Source organism: Gillisella vitis, assembly GCF_021559775.1.
In the GTDB taxonomy this organism is placed as follows: domain Bacteria; phylum Pseudomonadota; class Alphaproteobacteria; order Rhizobiales; family Rhizobiaceae; genus Allorhizobium; species Allorhizobium ampelinum.
The window spans coordinates 2,019,548-2,041,503 of record NZ_CP056047.1 but is presented as its reverse complement, the minus strand read 5'-3'; the positions used below and the strand labels follow the sequence as shown (position 1 = coordinate 2,041,503).

Sequence of the window (21,956 nt, the reverse complement as noted above, 5' to 3'; positions counted from 1 at the left end):
TGCCTTTGATGCTGATTTGGCTTGTCGAACTCGCAAACCACGTACAATTTTTCAACCTGTTCCGGTACATCACCTTCCGGACCGGGGCGGCGATGTTCACGGCAGCCTTGATCGTCTTCCTGTTCGGGCCGAAAATCATCGCCTCTCTCAAAGTGCGCCAGGGCAAGGGCCAGCCGATCCGTGCCGATGGGCCGCAGACCCATTTCAAGAAGTCCGGTACGCCAACCATGGGCGGGCTGATGATTCTGGCCGGTATTGTCGGCTCCTCACTGCTCTGGGCTGATCTCTCCAATGTTTATGTGGTGGCAACGCTGCTGGTGACGCTGGGTTTTGGTGCCATCGGCTTTTACGACGACTACCTGAAGGTTACCAAACAATCTGACAAGGGCTTCTCCGGCAAGGCGCGGCTGGCCATCGAGTTTCTGATTGCCGGGATCGCGGTGTTCTTCATGATGGAAGCGGCAAAGATTTCCGCGCCGCAAGGCCCGCATCTGGCGACCTCCATCGCCTTTCCGTTTTTCAAGGATGCGCTGCTCAATGTCGGCTATTTCTTCATCGTCTTTGGCGGCTTTGTCATCGTTTCCGCTGGTAACGCCGTCAACCTGACCGACGGGCTGGACGGGCTGGCCATCGTGCCTGTGATGATCGCCTCGGCAGCATTCGGGTTGATTGCCTATCTCGCCGGTAATGCGGTGTTCTCAGGATATTTGCAGATCAATTTCGTGCCGGGCACCGGCGAACTTGCCGTCATCCTTGGCGCGGTCATCGGGGCTGGGCTTGGCTTCCTTTGGTTCAATGCGCCGCCAGCGGCCATTTTCATGGGCGATACCGGTTCGCTGGCTTTGGGTGGGTTGATCGGCACGGTAGCGGTGGCCACCAAGCACGAGATCGTCATGGTGATCATCGGCGGGCTGTTCGTCATGGAAACCCTGTCGGTGATCATTCAGGTGTTTTGGTACAAGCGCACCAAGAAGCGGGTGTTCCTGATGGCGCCGATCCATCACCATTTCGAAAAGAAGGGCTGGACGGAAAGCCAGGTCGTCATCCGTTTCTGGATCATTGCTGTCGGCCTTGCCATGCTCGGTCTTGCCACACTGAAGCTGCGGTGAGGGCGCGATGATCCCGGTTACCAGTTTTTCCGATCGCAGTGTCGCCCTGTTCGGGCTTGGCGGCTCCGGCCTTGCCACGGCTCGCGCTTTGGTGGCCGGGGGTGCGGCGGTTACGGTCTGGGATGACAATCCTGACAGCGTTGAGAAAGCGCGGGCAGAAGGGCTGGAGGCACGGGATCTACGCCAGATCGACTGGAGCGGGCTTTCCGCCTTTGTTTTGTCGCCGGGCGTGCCGCTGACCCATCCCAAGCCGCATTGGACGGTGGATCTGGCAAGGGCAGCAGGCGTCGAGATCATCGGCGATATCGAGCTTTTCGTGCGCGAGCGGCAGGCGAAAGCCCCGGATTGCCCGTTCATCGCCATTACCGGCACCAATGGCAAATCGACCACCACGGCGCTGATTGGCCATATTCTGCGCCACAACGGTTATGATGTGCAGATCGGCGGCAATATCGGCACGGCGGTGCTGACCCTGGAGCCGCCCGCGCCTGATCGTTATTATGTAGTGGAATGCTCATCCTACCAGATTGATCTCGCCCCCGGCATCGACCCGACGGCTGGCATTCTTCTCAACCTCACCCCCGACCACCTCGACCGCCACGGCAGCATGGAAAATTATGCGGCGGTGAAGGAGCGGCTGGTGGCAGGCAGCGGTGTGGCGATCATCGGCGTTGATGACGACTATTGCGAGGCGATTGCCGGGCAGCAGGAACGGGTGCGGCAGACGGCTTCTCATTCTGTCCAACGTGAGGCACCCCCCTCTGCCTTGCCAGGCATCTCCCCCTCAGGGGGGGAGATCGAGGAGGACGCCGCCCGATTCCCATTTTCAGTTGCGCCAGAGGCGACGGAGTTGAGTGTTCCGATCTCCCCCCTTGAGGGGGAGATGTCCGGCAGGACAGAGGGGGGTAACTCCAGCCGCGTCATCCGCATTTCACAGCACAGATACCTCCAGGATGGTTTATATAACCGGGATCACCGTATTTTCCGTGGTGACGATCTGATCACCGACCTGAACGGGATCGCCACGCTGCGGGGCAGCCACAATGCTCAGAACGCGGCAGCCGCCATTGCCGCTTGTCTGACGGTCGGTTTATCGAAAGAGCAAATCCAGGCTGGCTTGTCGTCCTTTGCAGGGTTGAAGCACCGTATGCAGCCGGTTGGGCGGCGGGGACATGTGGTCTTTGTCAATGACAGCAAGGCGACCAATGCCGAGGCCTCTGCACCGGCCTTGTCCAGCTATGAGCGGATCTACTGGATCGCTGGCGGCCTGCCCAAGCAGGGTGGCATTGCCAGCCTTTCGCCGCTGTTTCCGCGCATTGCCAAGGCCTATCTGATCGGCGAGGCCGCATCCGGCTTTGCCGCCACGCTTGGCAATGCTGTTGCTTACGAGATTTCCGGTACGCTGGACCGGGCGCTTGCCCATGCCAGCGCCGATGCGCAAGACGATGGGAATGGCGGCGAGGTTGCCGTGATGCTTTCCCCGGCTTGCGCAAGCTTCGACCAGTACAAGAATTTTGAAGTCAGGGGCGAAGCCTTCGTTTCGCTGGTAGCCGGGCTTGACGATGTGACGATGCTGATCCAACAGGCTTCAGGAGAGACATGACATGGTAAGCCGTGCAGAACGTGGAGCTTTGGCGGATTGGTTCTGGACCATCGACCGGCTCTTTCTGGTAACATTCATCGTGCTTCTGGGCATCGGCTTCATGCTGTCCTTTGCCGCGTCGCCAGCAGTTGCCGAGCGCATCGGGCTGGACAGCTTCCACTTCGTGCGCCGTCAGGCGGCCTTTACCATTCCCTGCCTGGCGACCATGGTCGGCCTGTCCTTCCTGTCGCCCCGGCAGGTGCGCCGCGCCGCGGTCCTCATCCTGCTTGCCTCGATTGCCCTGATGATCCTGGCGCTGTTCTTCGGACCGGAGGTCAAGGGTGCGCATCGCTGGATCAATTTCGGCAGCCTGTCGATCCAGCCTTCGGAATTCATGAAGCCCGCCTTCGTGGTGGTTTGTGCCTGGCTGTTTGCCGAACATGCCCGCCAGCCTGATATTCCCGGCAATTTCTTTGCCATCCTGCTGTTCATGGTCGTCGTGGCGCTGTTGATGGTTCAGCCGGATTTCGGCCAGACCATCCTGACCTCTGTCGTGTGGAGCGGCATGTTCTTCATGGCGGGCGTGCCGTGGATCTTCATCATCGTGCTGGCCCTGGTCGGCGGCGCCGGTTCGACAATTGCCTATTATACTATGCCGCACGTGGCTGGCCGTATCGACCGCTTCCTGACCGGCGAGGGCGATACGTTCCAGGTGGATACGGCGCGTGAGGCGATCATTCGAGGCAATTGGTTCGGCGTCGGGCCGGGTGAAGGCATTGTCAAGCGGATCATTCCCGATGCCCATACCGACTTCATCTTTTCGGTCGCCGCCGAGGAGTTCGGCATCATTTTCTGCCTGCTGCTGGTGTCGATCTTTGCCTTCCTGGTCATTCGCGGCCTTGGCCATGCCTTTCGTGAGCGCAACGACTTCAACCGTTTTGCGGTGGCCGGGCTGATCCTGCAAATCGGCGTGCAGTCGATGATCAATATTGGCGTTAACCTGGAACTTCTGCCCGCCAAGGGCATGACGCTGCCCTTGATCTCCTATGGTGGTTCTTCCATGGTGGCGATTGGCGTTACGGCAGGCTTCATTTTGGCGCTGACCCGCCACCGACCGGAAAAACGCTCGCAGGAGCGGCGGTTGTTCAGGTCGGTCCAGGGTGTTCCAGCAGAATAGGGGCCGCGGAGTAAGTCATGACCAAGGGTCTCATTCTTCTTGCCGCCGGGGGTACCGGCGGCCATTTGTTTCCGGCCGAAGCGCTGGCTCATGAGCTGAGAGCCAGGGGCTATAGCGTGCATCTGGTGACGGACAGCCGCGCCGAACGCTATGCGGGCAAGTTTCCAGCCGACGCCATCCATGTCGTGCCTTCAGCCACCATCGGCTCGAAAAATCCTGTTGCCGTCGCCAAAGCGCTTCTGACGTTGTGGCGCGGTTATCGTGCCGCTCGCACCCTGATCGCAGGCTTGAAGCCTCAAGTGGTGATCGGCTTTGGCGGCTATCCGACCATCCCGCCCTTGCTGGCGGCACGTGCGCTTGGTGTTGCAACCGTTATCCATGAGCAGAATGCCGTCATGGGCCGGGCCAACCGGTTTTTGGCCCCAAGGGTCAAGGCCATTGCCGGTGGTTTCTTGCCAGCGGGCGGTGCCTATGCCGACAAGACTGTGGTGACAGGTAATCCGGTGCGGCCTGCGGTATTGGCGGCCTCCGAGACGGATTATCAGCCGTCCGGCGATGGCGATCCATTCGAGCTTGTGGTGTTTGGCGGCAGCCAGGGTGCCCAGCATTTTTCCAACGCTGTGCCAAGCGCCATCTGCATTCTGGACGACGTGTTGCGCGCGCGTCTGCGCATCACCCAGCAGGCGCGGCCGGAAGATGCCGACCGGGTGAAAGCGCTCTATGAGAAGCTCAAGGTTCCCGCGTCGGTTTCGCCGTTCTTTGGCGATATGGCCGAGCGGATCGGCGCATCGCAAATGGTGATTTCCCGCTCCGGGGCGTCCACCGTATCGGAGCTTGGCGTGATTGGCCGCCCTGCGGTGCTGGTGCCCTATCCCTATGCGCTGGATCACGATCAGGCCGCCAATGCGGCGGCGATTGCCGGTCAGGGCGGGGCGGTTGTCGTGCCGCAATCGGATCTGACGCCGGAAAAGCTGTCGGCGTTGTTGAAGGACTGGATGACAAGCCCGGCCAAGCTGGCCCAAATGGCGGCCTCGGCGCGAAGTGCGGGACAACCGGAAGCAGCAGGCTTGCTTGCCGATCTGGTTCAGACTATTGCCGAAGGCAAGAGCGTGAAGACTATGAAGGACGTGAAAGCATGAAAATGCCGAAGAGCATCGGTCTGGTGCATTTCATCGGGATCGGCGGGATCGGCATGAGCGGCATTGCCGAAGTGCTGCACAATCTCGGCCATCGGGTACAGGGATCGGACCAGGCTGAAAGCGCCAATGTGCAGCGCCTGCGCGCCAAGGGCATCGAGGTTTTTGTCGGCCACAAGCCGGAGAACCTGGGCGATGCCGAGGTCGTTGTCGTTTCCACCGCCATCAAGAAAAGCAATCCCGAGCTGGTGGCTGCGCGTGAAAAGCTGCTGCCCGTGGTTCGCCGGGCCGAAATGCTGGCCGAGTTGATGCGGTTTCGCAATGCCATCGCCATCGGCGGCACCCATGGCAAGACGACGACCACCTCAATGGTGGCGGCGCTGCTTGAGGCAGGCCAGCTCGACCCGACGGTGATCAATGGCGGTATCATCAATGCCTATGGCACCAATGCCCGCATGGGCGAGGGTGAGTGGATGGTGGTCGAGGCCGACGAATCGGACGGGACCTTCCTGAAACTGCCCGCCGATGTGGCTGTGGTCACCAATATTGACCCGGAACATCTGGACCATTACGGCAATTTTGACGCTGTGCGGGCCGCGTTTCGGCAATTCGTCGAGAATGTGCCGTTCTACGGTTTTGGGGTCATGTGCCTCGATCACCCCGAAGTGCAGGCGCTGGTTGGCCGGATCGAGGACCGTAAGGTCGTGACCTATGGTGAAAACCCGCAGGCCGATGTGCGGTTTTCCAACGTTCGCAATGAAGGCACCAAGTCGATTTTCGATGTGGAAATCCGCCGTCGCCGCACGGGCCGGGTCTTTAGCTTCAAAGACCTGACTCTGCCGATGCCAGGCCGCCACAATATTTCCAATGCCTGCGCGGCGATTGCGGTGGCCAACCGGCTGGATATTTCCGAGGAAGCGATCCGCAAGGGCCTGTCCACCTTCGGTGGCGTCAAGCGGCGCTTCACCCTGACCGGCACCTGGAATGGCGTGCAGGTGTTTGACGATTACGGCCACCATCCGGTGGAAATCAAGGCCGTACTGAAGGCGGCGCGTGAGAGCTGCAAGGGCCGGATCATCGCCGTGCATCAGCCTCATCGCTTCTCGCGTTTGTCGAGTCTATTCGAGGATTTCGCCAATTGCTTCAACGATGCCGATAGTATTCTGTTGTCGCCAGTTTATGCTGCGGGAGAAGATCCCATCGAGGGCATCGATTCTGAGGCGCTGGTGTCGCGCATCCGGTCGGGCGGTCATCGGGATGTGCGCTATCTGGCCTCGCCGGATCAGCTGGCCGGAATTATTTCGACCATTGCACAGCCGGGTGATTTTGTGGTCCTGTTGGGGGCTGGAAATATTACACAATGGGCAGCGGCGCTGCCTTCAGAATTGCAAGCGCTTTCGGGAAAATCGGAATGAAACAGGTGGATGGGGAAAAGCTGCTGGCCCGCTTGGGGCCGGGTGTGGATGCGCTGCGGGGACGGTTGACGCCGGACGCGCCGATGGACCGCGTGACGTGGTTCCAGGCGGGCGGTTTGGCGGAACTGATGTTTCAGCCGCATGACAGGGACGATCTGGTCACCTTCCTGAAACTGCTACCCGATGATGTGCCGCTCACCGTGGTCGGCGTCGGCTCCAACCTGCTGGTGCGCGATGGCGGCATTCCCGGCATGGTGATCCGCCTGTCGGCTAAGGGGTTTGGCGGCCTTGAGCTGGAAGGCGAAAATCGCATCCGCGCTGGAGCCATTTGCCCCGACAAGCATATCGCTGCCATGGCGATGGACAATAATATCGGCGGGTTCGCGTTCTACTATGGCATTCCCGGCTCGATCGGCGGCGCGCTCAGGATGAATGCCGGTGCCAATGGCGGCGAGACGTCTGAGCGGGTCATCGAGGTCGAGGCCGTGGATCGCCAGGGCAATCTGCATGTCCTGTCCAAGGCTGATATGGGCTATGGTTACCGTCACTCCTCAGCGCCGGAAGGTTTGATCTTCATTAGCGGGTTGTTTGAAGGTTTCTCCCAGGAGAAATCGGCGATCCGGGCTGAAATGGACGCCGTGCGCCAGCACCGCGAAACCGTGCAGCCTGTGAAGGAAAAGACTGGTGGCTCGACCTTCAAAAACCCGGAAGGCCATTCCGCCTGGGAATTGATCGACGAAGTTGGTGGACGCGGTCTGATGATAGGCGGCGCGCAAATGTCGTCGCTGCATTGCAATTTCATGATCAATGTCGGCCATGCCACGGCCTATGATCTTGAATATCTGGGCGAGACCATCCGTGGTCAGGTATTCGAACAGTCCGGCGTCAAGCTGCAATGGGAAATCAAGCGTCTCGGCCTGTTCATGCCCGGCAGCGAAGTGAAGCCGTTCATGGGCGTGACAAGCGAATAAACCAAACGGCTAATTCATAAAAAACGCCGCCAGGTGAATCACTTGGCGGCGTTTTTTGTTGTTCAGAATCTGATTCAACTTTGCATTCGATGCCCGGCAAGCCGGGCATCGACACGTTAAACTTCACCTTTACGCGATGCGAGAATGCAGACCAGCGTGATCGCGGCGGCAAGGCCGAGATAGTAGCCGACATAGGCCATGCCGTAATTGGCCTGGAGCCAGGTGGCTGCATAGGGCGCCAGCGACGCGCCGACAATGCCTGCGAAGTTGAAGGTCAGCGAAGCGCCGGTATAGCGAACATTGGTCGGGAAGGGGGCCGACAGGGCAGCCCCGATCAGCGCGTAGGTCATGCCCATCAAGGCCATGGAGCCTGCGGCGAAGATTGCCACGCCTGTCTCGCCTGCGGTCAGCAGAACCGGCAGCAAGAAGGAGAAACCGGCAATCATCACGGTGATGCCGATCAGCGCCTTGCGGCGACCGATCTTGTCGCCAACCTTGGCTGTCAGCGGAATGAAGATGCCGAATACCACCGAACTCATGATCTGGATTTCCAGGGCGTCGAGGAAGGGGATCTGCAAGACCTTGATATTGTAGGACAGCAGCCAGGCCGTACCGATGTAGAACAGCACGAACGTCACCAGCGCCACGAAAGTGCCAAGGAACAGGCTGCGCTTGTACTTCCCAAAGATCTCGGCGACCGGCACGGCCACCCGCTCATGGGCTTCCATGGCTTTCTGAAAGGCTGGTGTTTCCGAGATCGAGAAACGCACCCAGAGACCGATGACGATCAGCAGGGTGGAGGCCAGGAACGGAACACGCCAGCCCCAGGCCATGAGGTCGTCCTTGGAAATCACATGCAGCAGCAGCCAGAAAATGCCCGAGGACAGGAACAGGCCAACCGGTGCGCCAAGCTGCGGGAACATCGCATACCAGTTGCGCTTGCCTTCCGGGGCGTTTTCGGTGGCCAGCAACACGGCTCCACCCCATTCACCGCCAAGGCCAAAGCCCTGGCCGAACCGGCACAGCGCCAGCAGCAACGGCGCAAACACGCCGATCTGTCCGTAAGTCGGCAGAAGGCCGATCACCACAGTGGAAATGCCCATGGTCAGCAGAGCTGCCACCAGCGTCGTCTTGCGACCGATACGGTCACCGAAATGGCCGAACACCACAGCACCCAGCGGACGGGCGAAAAACGCGATGGAGAAAGTGGCAAAAGACGCCAGCAGAGCCGTCATCGGATCGCTGTTGGGGAAGAATAGCGCCGGGAAAACCAGCACGGCGGCAGTGGCGTAGACATAGAAATCGAAGAATTCGATTGTGGTGCCGACCAGGCTTGCCGTCAGGACCCGTGCAGGAGAATTCAATGCAACAGGTGCCAGCGGCTCGGCGGACGGCGATACGGTGCGTATCGCATCAGTCATGGTGATGGGGTCCAATTTGAGTTCAATGGTGTTTTTTGCAATCATGCCGTACGTTCAAAGAGTCTGCGGCACTTGTCGTTAGCGGTTGGCTTTACGCATATGCATGGGCAATTTCAACTGGCTCTGCTTATTTCGGCGCTATAAGCGGTGTTTTCCTGGTCAATCCTCATGCGAGGAACACTGCTTGAAAATCATCGAAAACCATCAGGATGACCGATCGGCTCACCTCTGTGTGCCTTTAGACGAACGAAGTTTAGATTGACTTTTATCATTGTTGTTGTTTATAAAATATTTATATAATTGCGATGTCGACAAGTGCAACCTGTGGGATTTGTTGACTTAATCGCTCCGATATTTTCCCGTCATCAATGATAGGATTTAGTCATTAATGACAGGATTTATTCGGTGCGGCTTCCGGAGAGGCTTTATGAGACGTTTTCTGTTTGTCTGTTCTATGGTGCTGATGGCGGGACAAGCCATTGCGCAAATGCCGCCGCCGCCACCAGGCCCAGGTCCTGTGCCACCGGGTCCGGGCGCAATGCCGCCACCGCCATCCTGTGTCGCGCCGCCGCCTCGCCGCGGTATGCCTCCGCTGGTGTGCCCGGTTCGCAGGCCGTTGCCACCCGGCGCGCCATGCAGCTGCCGGCTTCCCGATGGACGACGCGTTCCAGGTGTTGTGGAACCCTGATGCGGATGCGCTGCCTCGGATCGAAACGTATTAAGTTGCGTTTCGGTATTGGGCTGCTCGCATGTTTCCAAGCCGTGATTACGCTTTGAACCTGTTCGGGTTGACGTGATCGATGAATTCGAAGCCGTGCTGCACAGGGATCTCATCTGTCCCTCAGCACGGCTTTTTGTTGTTCCGGCCCTCATGTCGCTGACGGTAGCCGGTAGGCTGTCTTCTTTTTTCACCCATCGGAACGACCTCCTTCAATACAGCCCTGCGCCTTGCATCTTGGGGCCGAACCCCTCGGGCGCCCTTCGATAACTCCCAGAAAAACAAAAGTAATTTTTGCTCGTTAACACCTGTAAACGGTTCGTTAACCTTAATGGCGTTTTATCATGTCAGGTGCATGAACCGGCGCGATTCGCGCCGCAAGTCGGGCGCAAAGGTAAGGCGGAAAACCGCGATTGTTTTGTTTGGGTGCGTGAATGGCTAAGAAGCATGTTGCCGTATTGCTGGGAGGATTTTCGTCGGAGCGGCCTGTCAGCCTCGCCTCTGGCGCCCCTTGCGCATCGGCGCTTGAGGAGCACGGCTACCGCGTGACACGGGTCGATGTCACCCGCGATATCGCCAGCGTGCTTCAGGAATTGAAGCCTGATGTGGTCTTCAATGCTTTGCATGGTCCTTTCGGCGAAGACGGCACCATTCAGGGTATCCTTGAATACCTCTCCATTCCCTATACGCATTCCGGTGTGCTGGCCTCGGCGCTTGCCATGGACAAGACGCAGGCAAAGATCGTGGCGGCGGCGGCGGGCATTCCCGTGGCTTTCGCCCGGCAAATGTCGCGCTTTGAGATCGGCAATGTTCATCCGATCGAGCCGCCTTACGTCGTCAAGCCGGTTCGGGAAGGTTCCAGTTTCGGCGTGGTGATCGTCAAGGAAGATCAGTCTCATCCGCCGCAGATCCTTGGCTCGTCGGAGTGGCGCTATGGCGATACCGTCATGGTCGAATCCTATGTGGCTGGCCGCGAACTGACATGCGGTGTCATGGATGGCAAGGCGCTGGCTGTGACCGAGGTGATCGCCAAGGCCAATACATTCTACGATTACGACTCCAAATACGCAGCAGGGGGGTCGACTCACGTCATTCCGGCGCAACTTTCACCGAAAATTTACCAAAAAATACAAGACTTGTCTGTCAGGGCCCATAACGCGATCGGGTGCCGTGGCGTCAGTCGGTCCGACTTCCGTTACGACGACCGTTTTTCTGAAGATGGCGACTTGATCTGGCTGGAAGTGAATACCCAGCCGGGCATGACGCCAACCTCGCTTGTGCCTGAAATGGCTGCGCATGCGGGCATTTCCTTTGGTGAATTCGTCAGCTGGATGGTGGAGGATGCGTCGTGTTCACGGTGAGCGGCAAAAAATCTGCAAAGGGCAGCAAGGCTGCACCTTATCGCGCGCCCAGCCTGGCGGATGATGGCTTGATGGCATTGCCGCGCCCGGTTCGCCGGCTGATGCGGTTCGTCGTCGCCCTCTGCTCGGGCAGGGTGGCTGTGCCGGAACATCTCGGGAAGGTTTCCTTCGCGGCCTATATTGTTGCTGTCGGTGGTTACGGCATCGTCAAGGGTGGCCACTGGCCGGACTTTGCCGAGGCGATGACCTCGACGGCAGGTTTTGCGGTTGAAGACGTCAAGCTGTCGGGCAATGTTCACACATCCGAAATCGATGTGCTGCAATCGCTGGGTCTGGATGGTGCTACCTCCCTGGTGGCTATCGACGCCGATGACGCGCGCCGCAAGGTGGCCGATCTCCCCTGGGTAGAGCAAGTCGAGGTTCGCAAGATCTATCCGCGCACCATCGAGGTGAATATCAAGGAGCGCGAGGCCTATGGTATCTGGCAGCATGGCACCGACCTGTCGCTGATCGAAAAGAGCGGCAGCATCATCGCGCCGCTGCGTGACAATAAATTTGCCACCCTGCCGCTGTTCGTTGGTCGTGATGCCGAAGTGGCAGCCCAGGACATCGCCGGAGAGTTTGCCACCTGGCCGCAGATTACCGGCCGTGTCAAAGCCTACGTCCGCGTCGCCAGCCGTCGCTGGGATCTCTATCTCGACAATGGCGTCGTGGTGAAGTTGCCTGAAGACGATGTCGATGGCGCCATGGCGCGTCTGGCCAAGATGGAAGCGGATCACCAATTGCTGGACCGCGACATCGCCGCCGTTGACCTTCGCCTCTCAGATCGCATGACCGTCCAATTGACGCCGGAGGCGCTGGTGCGCCGTCAGGCTGCGGTGACGGCTCGCGCCAAGGCCCTCGCCAAGGCGGAGAAAGAGACATGAGCGTCTTCGGTTCCTCTTTCGGATTGCCCCGTATGAAACCTCTCTCGCATAAGCGCAGCCATGTCGTTTCGGTTCTCGATATCGGCTCTACCAAAGTGGTCTGCATGATCGGCCGGTTGACGCCGCGCAAGGAAAGCGATGTCCTGCCAGGCCGGACCCATCATGTCGAAGTGATCGGCATCGGCCATCAGCGTTCGCGTGGCATGAAGTCCGGCGTTATCTCCGATATCGAATCGGTGGAGAGCGTCGTGCGGCTGGCAGTCGATGCCGCCGAACGCATGGCGGGCCTGACCGTCGACAGCCTGATCGTCAATGTCTCGGCTGGCCGGATCGGTTCGGACGTCTATACCGCCACCATCGATCTCGGTGGCCAGGAAGTGGAAAGCGCCGATTTGAAGCGCGTCCTGTCTGCTGCCAGCCACCAGTCGCAACGCCGTGACCGGGTGCTGCTGCATTCGCTGGCGACCGGCTTTTCGCTGGATGGCGAGCGCGGTATTCGCGATCCACTCGGCATGTTTGGTGATACGCTGGGTGTCGACATGCATGTGGTGACGGCGGAACGTCCGGCGCTGAAAAATCTCGAACTTTGCATCAACCGCGCCCATCTGACGGTCGAGGGCCTGGTGGCAACGCCTTACGCCAGCGGCCTTGCTGCTCTGGTGGACGACGAAGTCGAGCTGGGCTGCGCTGCCATCGACATGGGCGGCGGCACCACGACGATCTCGGTGTTTGCCGAGGGTAAGCTGATCCATACGGATGCTATCGCCATTGGCGGCCATCATGTCACCACCGATCTGGCGCGGGGTCTTTCGACCCGCATTGAGGATGCGGAGCGGTTGAAGGTCGTGCATGGTTCGGCCTTTGCCAATGGCTCGGAAGAGCGCGATGTTGTTGCAATTCCGCCAATCGGCGAAGACGATCGCGATTTACCGATCCAAGTTCCACGTTCTTTGCTGACGCGAATCATTCAAGCGCGTATTGAAGAGACTCTGGAGATGATTCGCGACCGAATCCACGCATCGGGCTTTAGCCCCGTGGTCGGCAAGCGTTTGGTTCTGACCGGTGGCGCAAGCCAGTTGACCGGTCTTCCGGAAGTTGCGCGGCGGATGCTCGCCCGCAATGTCCGGATTGGCCGCCCGATGGGGGTCTCTGGCCTGCCTGTGGCGGCCAAGGGACCGGCTTTCTCCACTGCGGTAGGTCTGATGATCTATCCGCAGGTGGCCGATCAGGAGATCGCCGTGGGGCAGGGAGGCTTGTTCTCCTCTGGCTCCGGCAACAGCCGCATGATGCGCGTGGGACAATGGTTGAAAGAGAGTTTTTGAGGACCTGCGCCTTGCGGGTGAAAAATCGATTCGGGGCGCGCGATCAAGAGACAAGACATGGCTAGCGTGGCGATGCGGCCAGGGAAAGAAGGAACGGGTAACATGACCATCAATCTGAACAAGCCGGATATTACCGAACTCAAGCCGCGCATCACCGTGTTCGGCGTCGGCGGCGGCGGCGGCAATGCCGTCAATAACATGATCACCGCTGGTCTTCAGGGGGTGGATTTCGTTGTTGCCAACACCGATGCCCAGGCCCTGACCATGACCAAGGCAGAGCGGATCATCCAGCTCGGCGCCAATGTCACCGAAGGTCTCGGCGCCGGTTCGCAGCCGGAAGTCGGACGCGCTGCTGCCGAAGAATGCATTGATGAGATCATCGATCACCTGAACGGCACCCACATGTGCTTCGTCACCGCCGGCATGGGCGGCGGCACTGGCACAGGTGCGGCTCCCGTCGTTGCCCAGGCTGCTCGCAATAAAGGCATCCTGACGGTCGGCGTTGTTACCAAGCCTTTCCATTTCGAAGGCGCGCGCCGCATGCGTCTGGCTGAAGCCGGTATCGATGCGTTGCAGAAGTCGGTTGATACGCTGATCGTTATCCCGAACCAGAACCTGTTCCGCATTGCCAACGACCGGACGACCTTTGCTGACGCCTTCGCGATGGCCGATCAGGTTCTCTATTCCGGCGTTGCCTGCATCACCGACCTGATGGTCAAGGAAGGCCTGATCAACCTCGACTTCGCCGACGTTCGCTCGGTGATGCGTGAGATGGGTCGTGCTATGATGGGCACCGGCGAGGCTTCCGGCCCAGGTCGTGCGCTTCAGGCTGCCGAAGCCGCCATTGCTAACCCGCTGCTCGACGAAACCTCGATGAAGGGCGCGCAGGGCCTGCTGATCTCCATCACCGGTGGTCGCGACCTGACGCTGTTCGAAGTCGACGAAGCCGCAACCCGTATCCGCGAAGAAGTCGATGCCGACGCCAACATCATCCTGGGCGCCACCTTCGACGAAGCGCTGGAAGGCCTGATCCGCGTGTCGGTTGTTGCCACCGGCATCGACCGCGCCGCCAATGCGCTGGAAGCACGCGGTGCTGAAATGCGCACGATCTCTGTCAAGTCAGCGATTCGTCCTTCTGCAGCCTTTACGCCTGCTCCTGCCGCTCCTGCGCCTCAGCCAGCACCTGTTGCTGCTGCCCCGGCACCAGCTCCGGTTGCCGCAGCTCCGTCGATCTTTGCAACGCGCCCGCTTGATCCGGTCGCCGAGCAGATCCGCAATGCTGAAGCTGAAATGGAACGCGAACTGGAAATCGCTGTCGCCCGTCAGGCCGCCATGCATGCCCAGCCTGAGGTACAGCAGCCTGCCGCCGCCCAGCCTGCTGACGATTTCCGTCCGCAGAGCAAGCTGTTCTCCTCGTTTGCCGCTCCGGAACAGCCGGTTGCCCGTGCACCGCAACCAGCGCCTGCCATGCAGCCTGCTGCTGCGCCACAGCCAACCTTCCGCCAGGAGCCGGTTGCTCCTGTCATGCGCCAGGAACCTGCCGCGCCGGTCATGCGCCAGCCAGAACAGTCCCGCATGCCGAAGGTCGAGGATTTCTCACCGGTCGTGCAGGCCGAGCTTGATCACCGCAATCAGCCTGCCGCTCAGCAGGCGTCCGAGGATCGTGGACCGATGGGGCTGCTGCGCCGCATCACCAACTCGCTCGGCCGTCAGGAAGACAATGTTGCCTCCGATATGACGGCAGCAGCACCGGCTGCGGCCTCGCAGCAGCGTCGTCCGCTGTCGCCGGAAGCCAGCCTTTATGCACCGCGTCGTGGCAATCTGGACGATCAGGGCCGTCAGGTGCCGCAGCAGCGTGCGGCCCATGATGACGACCAGCTGGAAATTCCGGCTTTCTTGCGCCGCCAGTCGAACTAAAGTTTGGTCAAGCTAAGATTTGTCAGGGAAAAGTGGAGCCCGATTTTCCCGAAAAGACAGACGACAGCAAAAAATCAGGAGGATGGCTGGTTCAATGTAAACCTGCCAGAATCTGAGTCTCTCGCCAGAGATGCGTTTTTGAAACCCGGATCGAAAGATCCGGGTTTCTGCTTGCATGTTGCCGATTTCAGGTCTGATTTCTTGTTGAGACAGTGCTGTTAATCCACAGTTTTCCAAGGTTTTTTCAAGGATTCGGTTTCGTAACAATCGGAAAGAAACATTGATTTGGATTGTTGCGTTTCCAAACGTATATCCCTGATAACGAAGAGTGCCAGGCAGACCGATGAGCGGTTGGGTGGCGCTTCAGAAGCGACGAGGCCCGGCGGTTACGCAAGGGCATGGACGGGCAAATGACTAGCCGGTCCAGCCTTAAAGGCCTCGGATCGGATTTGAAGACTTGAAAGGTGAATGTGAATGGCAATCGGTTTGTTGAGCTTCCAGACGACTATCGCTCAACCGGTCACCCTGAAGGGGATCGGCGTGCATTCCGGTCAGCCTGTTACCATGAGCTTTCTGCCTGCCGAAGCCGGAACTGGCATTGTGTTCCACCGCCAGCATGCCAATGGTTCCGTTACCGAGCTGAAGGCTGTCGCCTCGCAGGTCGGTAATACCGATCTCAGCACCGTTCTGGGCTCTTCGCCAACCCATTGGGTCGCCACCGTCGAGCATGTGATGGCGGCCATTTATTCGCTGGGCCTCGACAATCTGGTGGTTGAGGTCGATGGACCGGAAACCCCCGTCATGGACGGTAGTTCCGCCGTCTATATCGATGCCATCGAGCAGGCTGGCATTGTCAGCCTCGGTGTCAAGCGCCGCTATATCAGAGTGATGAAGCCGGTTCGGGTCGACAATGGCGCGTCCTGGGCTGAGTTTCGCCCCTATGAAGGGACGCGCTTTGAAGTGGAAATCGATTTCGATTGCCCGCTGATTGGCCGCCAGTCCTGGCAAGGCGACCTGACACCGCAGAGCTTCAAGCAGGAATTGTCGCGCGCCCGTACCTTTGGTTTCATGCGCGATGTCGAGCGCCTGTGGGCCGCAGGCCTGGCGCTTGGGTCTTCGCTTGAAAATTCCGTGGTGATTTCCGATGATGACAAGGTCGTCAATATCGAAGGTCTTCGCTATCCCGACGAATTCGCCCGTCACAAGACGCTGGATGCCGTTGGCGATCTGGCTCTGGCCGGTGCGCAGTTCATCGGCTGCTACCGCTCCTATCGCGGCGGTCACAAGATGAATTCTCTGGCGTTGAAAGCGCTGCTGTCGGATGCTTCGGCCTATGAAGTGGTGGAAGCGCCCGGCGCACGCAGCGGCAAGGCAAGGGTCCGGGAATTCGTGGCAGTCAATGCACCGGGTTTCGCGCCCTGGACGGCTTGACGATTCGCTGCATCATGTCGCTCGGATTTGGGCTTGGCGAAGTGGTCCATAGAATCAGTTGAATTAAAGCGGCGCCGGTAGGCGCCGTTTTCGTGCGTTCGGTTTCGGGCATTTCACCTGATGCTACAGCATCGGAGCGAAAGTTAAGAACCGGTTTTCGGATAAATCCGATACGAAAGCAAAAAGCTTACGCATCGTGCTGATTCCGGGTTTCTGCTCGATGCTATATTGTCCAAAATAAAACAGCAGATTGTGGCGTTACGCCATAAAAATGCGTTAAAACATCACCATTGCGTTGCCCTATCGTTATCTTTATGGCTAAAACGCCTAGCGGAAGCGATGGCTTTCTAGAAGCACCGCTGCAATCGGGATCTGTCGTATGAGTGAAGTGAAGTCTTCCATGATCAACAAATCAGCGCGGATGCTTGCCGTTTGCCTGTCTATCGCCGGCGTTGCGCCGCTGCTCAGCGCCTGCAATACCGACAAGGATATCGATATTACCAAGCTCGGCGCTGAGACCGATCCGCCGGAGACGCTCTATAATCAGGGTCTGGCCAATATCAAGGCGGGCAATCTTGCTGAAGCGTCGCGTAAGTTCGACGCCGTCGACAAGCAGAACCCGTTCTCAGACTGGTCGCAGAAGGCGCTTGTCATGAGCACCTTCGTCAAATACCGCCAGGGCAAATATACCGAGGCCATCTCGACCGGCACGCGCTACATGACGCTGTATCCGTCGACCAAGGATTCGGCCTATGTGCAATACCTGATCGGCCTGTCCAACTGGCGCCAGATCCCCAACGTCACCCAGGACCAGAAATTCTCGTCCAGAACGCTTGAGGCGATGGACAAGGTGGTCAAGAATTACCCGACGTCTGAATATGTGTCCGACGCCCAGGAAAAGATGCGCTTTGCCCGCGACCAGCTGGCCGGCAAGGAAATGCAGATCGGCCGCTATTATCTGGAGCGCAAGGAATATCTGGCGTCGATCCAGAGGTTCCGCAATGTGGTTGAGCAATATCCGACGACCAACCAGATCGAGGAAGCGCTGGCGCGTCTCGTGGAAGCCTATTATGCCATGGGCGTGGTGCAGGAAGCGCAGACGGCCGCTGCCGTGCTTGGTCACAACTATCCTGATAGCAAATGGTACAAGGATAGTTTCGAACTGCTGAAAACCGGTGGTCTTGAGCCGCGGGAAGCCCAGGAGAGCTGGATTTCCAGAGCCGGCAAGAAGATTCTGGGCTCATCCTGATTTTCCAGACGGTTTAGCCGTCGCCTTCGGAGAGATGTGAACACTCATGCTCGTCCAGCTTTCGATCCGCGACATCGTCTTGATCGAGCGGCTCGACCTTGACTTTTCGGCCGGTCTGTCTGTGCTGACCGGCGAAACGGGGGCGGGGAAATCCATTCTGCTCGACAGTCTATCGCTGGCCCTTGGCGGTCGCGGCGATGGCTCTCTTGTGCGTCATGGCGAAGACAAGGGGCAGGTGACGGCGGTGTTCGATGTCGCCATCAGCCATCCGGCCCGTATCATGCTGCGCGAAAACGGCATAGATGACGATGGCGACCTGATTTTCCGCCGGGTGCAATCCGCCGATGGCCGCACCCGCGCCTATGTCAACGACCAGCCGATCAGTGTGCAGCTGATGCGCCAGGCCGGGCAATATCTAGTCGAAATCCATGGACAGCATGATGACCGGGCGCTGGTGGATACCGCCGCCCACCGTCTGCTGCTTGACGCCTTTGCGGGGCTGACCGAAGAAGCGCAGGCGCTGGGCGACAGCTATCGCCGCTGGCGTGAGGCCGAGCGCGCCTTCAAAATCCACAAGGCCAAGGTCGAGGCTGCGGCCCGTGAGGCCGACTATCTGCGTGCCTCGGTCGAGGAACTGGAAGGCCTCAGCCCACAGGATGGCGAGGAAGAGGATCTGGCCGAGCGCCGCTCCCGGATGCAGAAATCCGAGCGAATCGCGGGCGATATCGCCGAGGCCAGTGAATTCCTGAATGGAAATGCTTCGCCCGTGCCAATGATCGCCTCGCTGATGCGCCGCCTGGAGCGCAAGAGCGGCGAAGCCCCTGGCCTGCTGGAGGACACGGTCAGCCTGCTGGGAACGGCACTGGACACATTATCGAGCGCCCAGATGGAGGTCGAATCGGCGCTGCGTCGCACGGAGTTTGATCCACGCGAGCTGGAGCGCGTCGAGGAACGGCTGTTTGCGCTGCGGGCCGCAGGGCGCAAATATTCCGTCGCTGTAGCAGACCTTCCGGCCCTTGCCGAAAAGATGATCACCGATCTCGCTGATCTCGATGCCGGTGAGGAAAAGCTCGGCGCGTTGGAAAAGGCTGTGGCCGAAACCAAGGCTGTTTATTTCGCCAGTGCGCAATCCCTGTCGCAGAAGCGCCAGAATGCAGCCTCTTCGCTGGCCGACGCAGTGATGGAAGAATTACCGGCCCTGAAACTGGAGCGCGCCCGTTTTATGGTCGAGGTGACGGCGGATGCTGACAATGCGACGGCCGACGGTATCGATCTGGTCGAATTCCATGTGCAAACCAATCCCGGCACACGGCCCGGCCCGATCATGAAAGTCGCCTCTGGTGGCGAGCTATCGCGGTTTTTGCTGGCGCTGAAAGTGGCGCTGGCCGATCGCGGCTCCGCCCCAACCCTGGTATTTGATGAAATCGACACCGGCGTCGGCGGTGCTGTGGCCGATGCCATTGGCCAGCGGCTGAAACGGCTGTCGGAGCGCGTCCAGGTCCTGTCCGTGACCCATGCGCCACAGGTGGCCGCCCGCGCCGCCACGCATTTGTTGATCTCCAAGGGGCCAGCCAGCGGCAATGCGGAAAAGATCGCCACGCAAGTTGCGATGATCGGCCCCGACCACCGCCGCGAGGAAATTGCCCGGATGCTGGCAGGCGCTTCGGTGACGGATGAGGCAAGAGCAGCGGCGGCCAAGCTTCTGGCCGGAGACCATTGACGCTGACGGATTGCCGATCGATCTTGTGATCCTGTCGTTAGGCCGAGGTGTAAGGGAGGAACAAATCCTCACGTCAGACGTTTGCGCCAATCTTCGTTTTGCCGCATGCTGCGCGTCCGCGCGGCTTTATCCTCTTCATACTGGTAAGTGATGCTCGACCTTATTTCCCATTATTGGCCGCATCTTCTTGCCGTGATTTCCACTGTGATGGGGACGGTGGCTGCCGTGCATGCGGCGATGACCAAGCGTGATGTGCGTTCGGCGCTGTCCTGGGTCGGGGTTATCATCCTGTCGCCGATTATCGGTACGCTGATCTATGCGGTGGCGGGGATCAACCGTGTGCGCCGCGCCTCCTATATGGCGCGCCGGGCATTGCGCCGTAGCCAGATGGACGGCATTCTGGCCCATTATGCCGTGCCCGAAGGCGAGGTGAAGGCAAAATTCGGCCGGCGCTTGGAAGCGCTGCGGCATCTGGGCGAACGTGTTACCCGCCATCCGCTGACATCCGGCAATCGCCTGACACCGCTTGCCAGCGGCGATGAGGCCTATGATGCAATGTGCGCGGCCATCGAGGCGGCGCAGCATAGCATCCTGCTGGAAACCTATATTTTTGACAGGGACAGCGTGGGCCTGCGCATTGCCGATTGCCTGATTGCGGCGCGCAAGCGGGGCGTCGAGGTGCGGGTGCTGATCGATGCGGTGGGCGCGCGCTATAGCGTGCCGAGTATTGTCGGCTATCTCGCCGATGGCGGCATCACGGTCGCGTCCTTCAATGGCAAGGTCATTGTCGGCTTGAGACTGCCCTATGCCAATCTGCGCACCCATCGCAAGATCCTAGTGGTGGATGGTGCGGTCGGCTTTTTCGGCGGCATGAATATCCGCGAGGCCTTTGTGGGTCCGAATGCGGCCCGCGACACACATTTTCACGTGACCGGGCCTGTGGTGGCCGAACTGTTTTCGGTGGCTGCCGACGACTGGCATTTCGAGACCGACGAGGCCCTGAACGGCGAAGCCTGGCAATTGCATCTTGCTGCCGGTGAGGCCGGCGAGACGCCTTACGCCCGTGCCGTGGTATCCGGGCCGGATGCGCATCTGGAGAGCAATCACCGGGTGCTGACAGGGGCGTTTTCCGTCGCCGAGCGCTCCATCCGGATCCTGTCGCCTTATTTTCTGCCGGACAATATTTTCCTGTCGGCACTGGCGACGGCGGCCCGGCGCGGGGTGGCGGTGGAAATCATTGTACCGTCGAAAAACAATCTGGCTGTCGTCAGCCATGCGATGACCGCGCAATTCGAACAGATCATTCGGGATGGCTGCCGGATCTTTCGTTCAACCGGGCCATTCGATCATTCGAAACTGCTTGTCATCGATGATAAATGGGCCCTTGTCGGTTCATCCAATCTCGACGCCCGGTCGCTCAGGCTGAATTTCGAAATCGACCTGGAAGTCTATGACGATAATTTCGCCGCCTTCGTGGCGCGACGCATGGATGAAAGTCGGGAAGGGGCCGAGGAAGTGACGCTGGAAAGCTTGCATGCCCGCCCGTTCCTGTTGAAACTGATGCAAAGAGTGCTTTGGCTGGGCTCTCTGGCTTTGTAATGCGGGTGGACATTGGCGTTCTGCCTCCTATTTTTTGAGTGAGCATGAAAAAGCAAACCCATACTCTGCGCGCGCAAATGCTGACCTCGCTGCGCAATCGCCGCAGCCGTCCTGCCTCGCCCATCAACGGGGAGCGACCAGCCGGCTCGCCTGGGCTTCTGGTCGCCTCCTATAATGTCCATAAATGTGTGGGCGTCGATGGCCGGTTCGATCCGGAACGGGTGCTGCATGTGATCCGCGAGATTGGCCCTGATGTGATCGCCCTTCAGGAAGCCGATCAGCGGTTCGGCGACCGCATCGGGCTGCTTGATCTCGCCCGCTTGCAGGGCGAGGCTGGCCTGACCCGTGTGCCAGTGGCGGGCCTGCCGAAAAGCCATGGCTGGCGTGGCAATGTGCTGCTGTTTCGCGAAGGCGTCGTGCGCAATGTCCATCCTTTCGTGTTGCCGGGGCTGGAGCCACGCGGCGCGGTGGTGGCGGAAATCGATCTCGATGGCGGACGTGAACTCAGGATCATTGCTGCCCATCTCGGCCTGTTGCGCTGGGCGCGGCGTCAGCAGGCGGATTTCATCCTGAAGCTGATGCGCGAGCGGGCCGATTGCCCGACCGTGCTGATGGGGGATTTCAACGAGTGGCGTGTCGGGCCGGGCTCGGCGCTCACCCGTTTTGAGCCGCTGTTCGGCCCGCTGCCACCGCCTGTTCCCAGCTTTCCGGCCCGGCTGCCGGTTCTCGCACTGGACCGGATTATGACCAACCGCCCCGGCCTGATTGCTGACATGCAGGTGCATGACAGTCCGCTGGCGCGGCTTGCCTCCGACCATCTGCCGCTGAAAGCGTGGATCGATCTGGACAAGACGGTAGAAGCTGTCGGATGAGAGTTTTTAATCCGGAAATTTTCATTTAAG

The 21,956-nt window shown here is 59.5% G+C and carries 16 protein-coding genes; 15 read left to right on the top strand and 1 reads right to left on the bottom strand.

Features of this window, described 5'->3' with window-relative positions:
* Positions 1-8: 8 nt before the first annotated feature.
* From mraY to murB, 6 genes are read left to right on the top strand one after another with little or no spacing between them, the layout of a single operon-like run.
* On the top strand, positions 9-1,109 hold the full coding sequence (gene mraY, locus AVCG78_RS09640) for a phospho-N-acetylmuramoyl-pentapeptide-transferase (protein WP_060717637.1): 1,101 nt from the start codon (positions 9-11) through the stop codon (positions 1,107-1,109).
* A gap of 7 nt (positions 1,110-1,116) precedes the next feature.
* A complete protein-coding gene (locus AVCG78_RS09635) occupies positions 1,117-2,712 on the top strand; it encodes a Mur ligase family protein (RefSeq protein WP_081355391.1) in 1,596 nt (531 codons plus the stop codon).
* 1 nt (position 2,713) lies between these two features.
* Positions 2,714-3,868: a putative lipid II flippase FtsW gene (gene ftsW, locus AVCG78_RS09630; RefSeq protein WP_015916506.1), complete on the top strand. Its 1,155-nt coding sequence runs from the start codon at positions 2,714-2,716 to the stop codon at positions 3,866-3,868.
* A gap of 17 nt (positions 3,869-3,885) precedes the next feature.
* On the top strand, positions 3,886-5,007 hold the full coding sequence (murG, locus tag AVCG78_RS09625; protein ID WP_071584885.1) for an undecaprenyldiphospho-muramoylpentapeptide beta-N-acetylglucosaminyltransferase: 1,122 nt from the start codon (positions 3,886-3,888) through the stop codon (positions 5,005-5,007).
* Complete coding sequence (gene murC, locus AVCG78_RS09620; protein WP_071206519.1) at positions 5,004-6,419, top strand: UDP-N-acetylmuramate--L-alanine ligase; 1,416 nt, start codon at positions 5,004-5,006, stop codon at positions 6,417-6,419. The genes murG and murC overlap by 4 nt, the downstream gene beginning before the upstream one ends.
* Positions 6,416-7,390, top strand: coding sequence for a UDP-N-acetylmuramate dehydrogenase (gene murB, locus AVCG78_RS09615; protein ID WP_156601672.1), 975 nt, complete (start codon positions 6,416-6,418; stop codon positions 7,388-7,390). The genes murC and murB overlap by 4 nt, the downstream gene beginning before the upstream one ends.
* 116 nt (positions 7,391-7,506) lie before the next feature.
* Here murB and AVCG78_RS09610 read toward each other — a convergent pair whose 3' ends face one another.
* Positions 7,507-8,811: an MFS transporter gene (locus AVCG78_RS09610; RefSeq protein WP_071206610.1), complete on the bottom strand. Its 1,305-nt coding sequence runs from the start codon at positions 8,809-8,811 to the stop codon at positions 7,507-7,509.
* Between the two features lie 1,152 nt (positions 8,812-9,963).
* Between AVCG78_RS09610 and AVCG78_RS09605 the strand changes: the two genes are divergently transcribed.
* The 9 genes from AVCG78_RS09605 (at position 9,964) to AVCG78_RS09565 (ending at position 21,926) form a co-directional block, all read left to right on the top strand.
* Entirely contained in the window at positions 9,964-10,890 is a 927-nt protein-coding gene (locus AVCG78_RS09605) for a D-alanine--D-alanine ligase (RefSeq protein ID WP_071206524.1), read from the top strand.
* On the top strand, positions 10,878-11,816 hold the full coding sequence (locus AVCG78_RS09600; protein WP_071206525.1) for a cell division protein FtsQ/DivIB: 939 nt from the start codon (positions 10,878-10,880) through the stop codon (positions 11,814-11,816). Before AVCG78_RS09605 ends, AVCG78_RS09600 begins: the two co-directional genes overlap by 13 nt.
* Complete coding sequence (gene ftsA / locus AVCG78_RS09595; protein ID WP_015916499.1) at positions 11,813-13,138, top strand: cell division protein FtsA; 1,326 nt, start codon at positions 11,813-11,815, stop codon at positions 13,136-13,138. The genes AVCG78_RS09600 and ftsA overlap by 4 nt, the downstream gene beginning before the upstream one ends.
* 102 nt (positions 13,139-13,240) lie before the next feature.
* Positions 13,241-15,055, top strand: coding sequence for a cell division protein FtsZ (gene ftsZ, locus AVCG78_RS09590; protein WP_071206526.1), 1,815 nt, complete (start codon positions 13,241-13,243; stop codon positions 15,053-15,055).
* A gap of 474 nt (positions 15,056-15,529) precedes the next feature.
* On the top strand, positions 15,530-16,486 hold the full coding sequence (lpxC, locus tag AVCG78_RS09585; RefSeq protein WP_041696793.1) for a UDP-3-O-acyl-N-acetylglucosamine deacetylase: 957 nt from the start codon (positions 15,530-15,532) through the stop codon (positions 16,484-16,486).
* A gap of 379 nt (positions 16,487-16,865) precedes the next feature.
* Positions 16,866-17,735, top strand: coding sequence for an outer membrane protein assembly factor BamD (locus AVCG78_RS09580; RefSeq protein ID WP_015916496.1), 870 nt, complete (start codon positions 16,866-16,868; stop codon positions 17,733-17,735).
* A 46-nt stretch (positions 17,736-17,781) separates the two neighbouring features.
* Complete coding sequence (gene recN / locus AVCG78_RS09575) at positions 17,782-19,455, top strand: DNA repair protein RecN (RefSeq protein WP_015916495.1); 1,674 nt, start codon at positions 17,782-17,784, stop codon at positions 19,453-19,455.
* Between the two features lie 150 nt (positions 19,456-19,605).
* The gene (gene cls, locus AVCG78_RS09570) at positions 19,606-21,054 is read left to right on the top strand and encodes a cardiolipin synthase (protein WP_071206527.1); all 1,449 of its coding nucleotides are present in this window, start codon (positions 19,606-19,608) and stop codon (positions 21,052-21,054) included.
* Between the two features lie 44 nt (positions 21,055-21,098).
* Complete coding sequence (locus tag AVCG78_RS09565; RefSeq protein WP_156601674.1) at positions 21,099-21,926, top strand: endonuclease/exonuclease/phosphatase family protein; 828 nt, start codon at positions 21,099-21,101, stop codon at positions 21,924-21,926.
* Positions 21,927-21,956 lie beyond the last annotated feature (30 nt).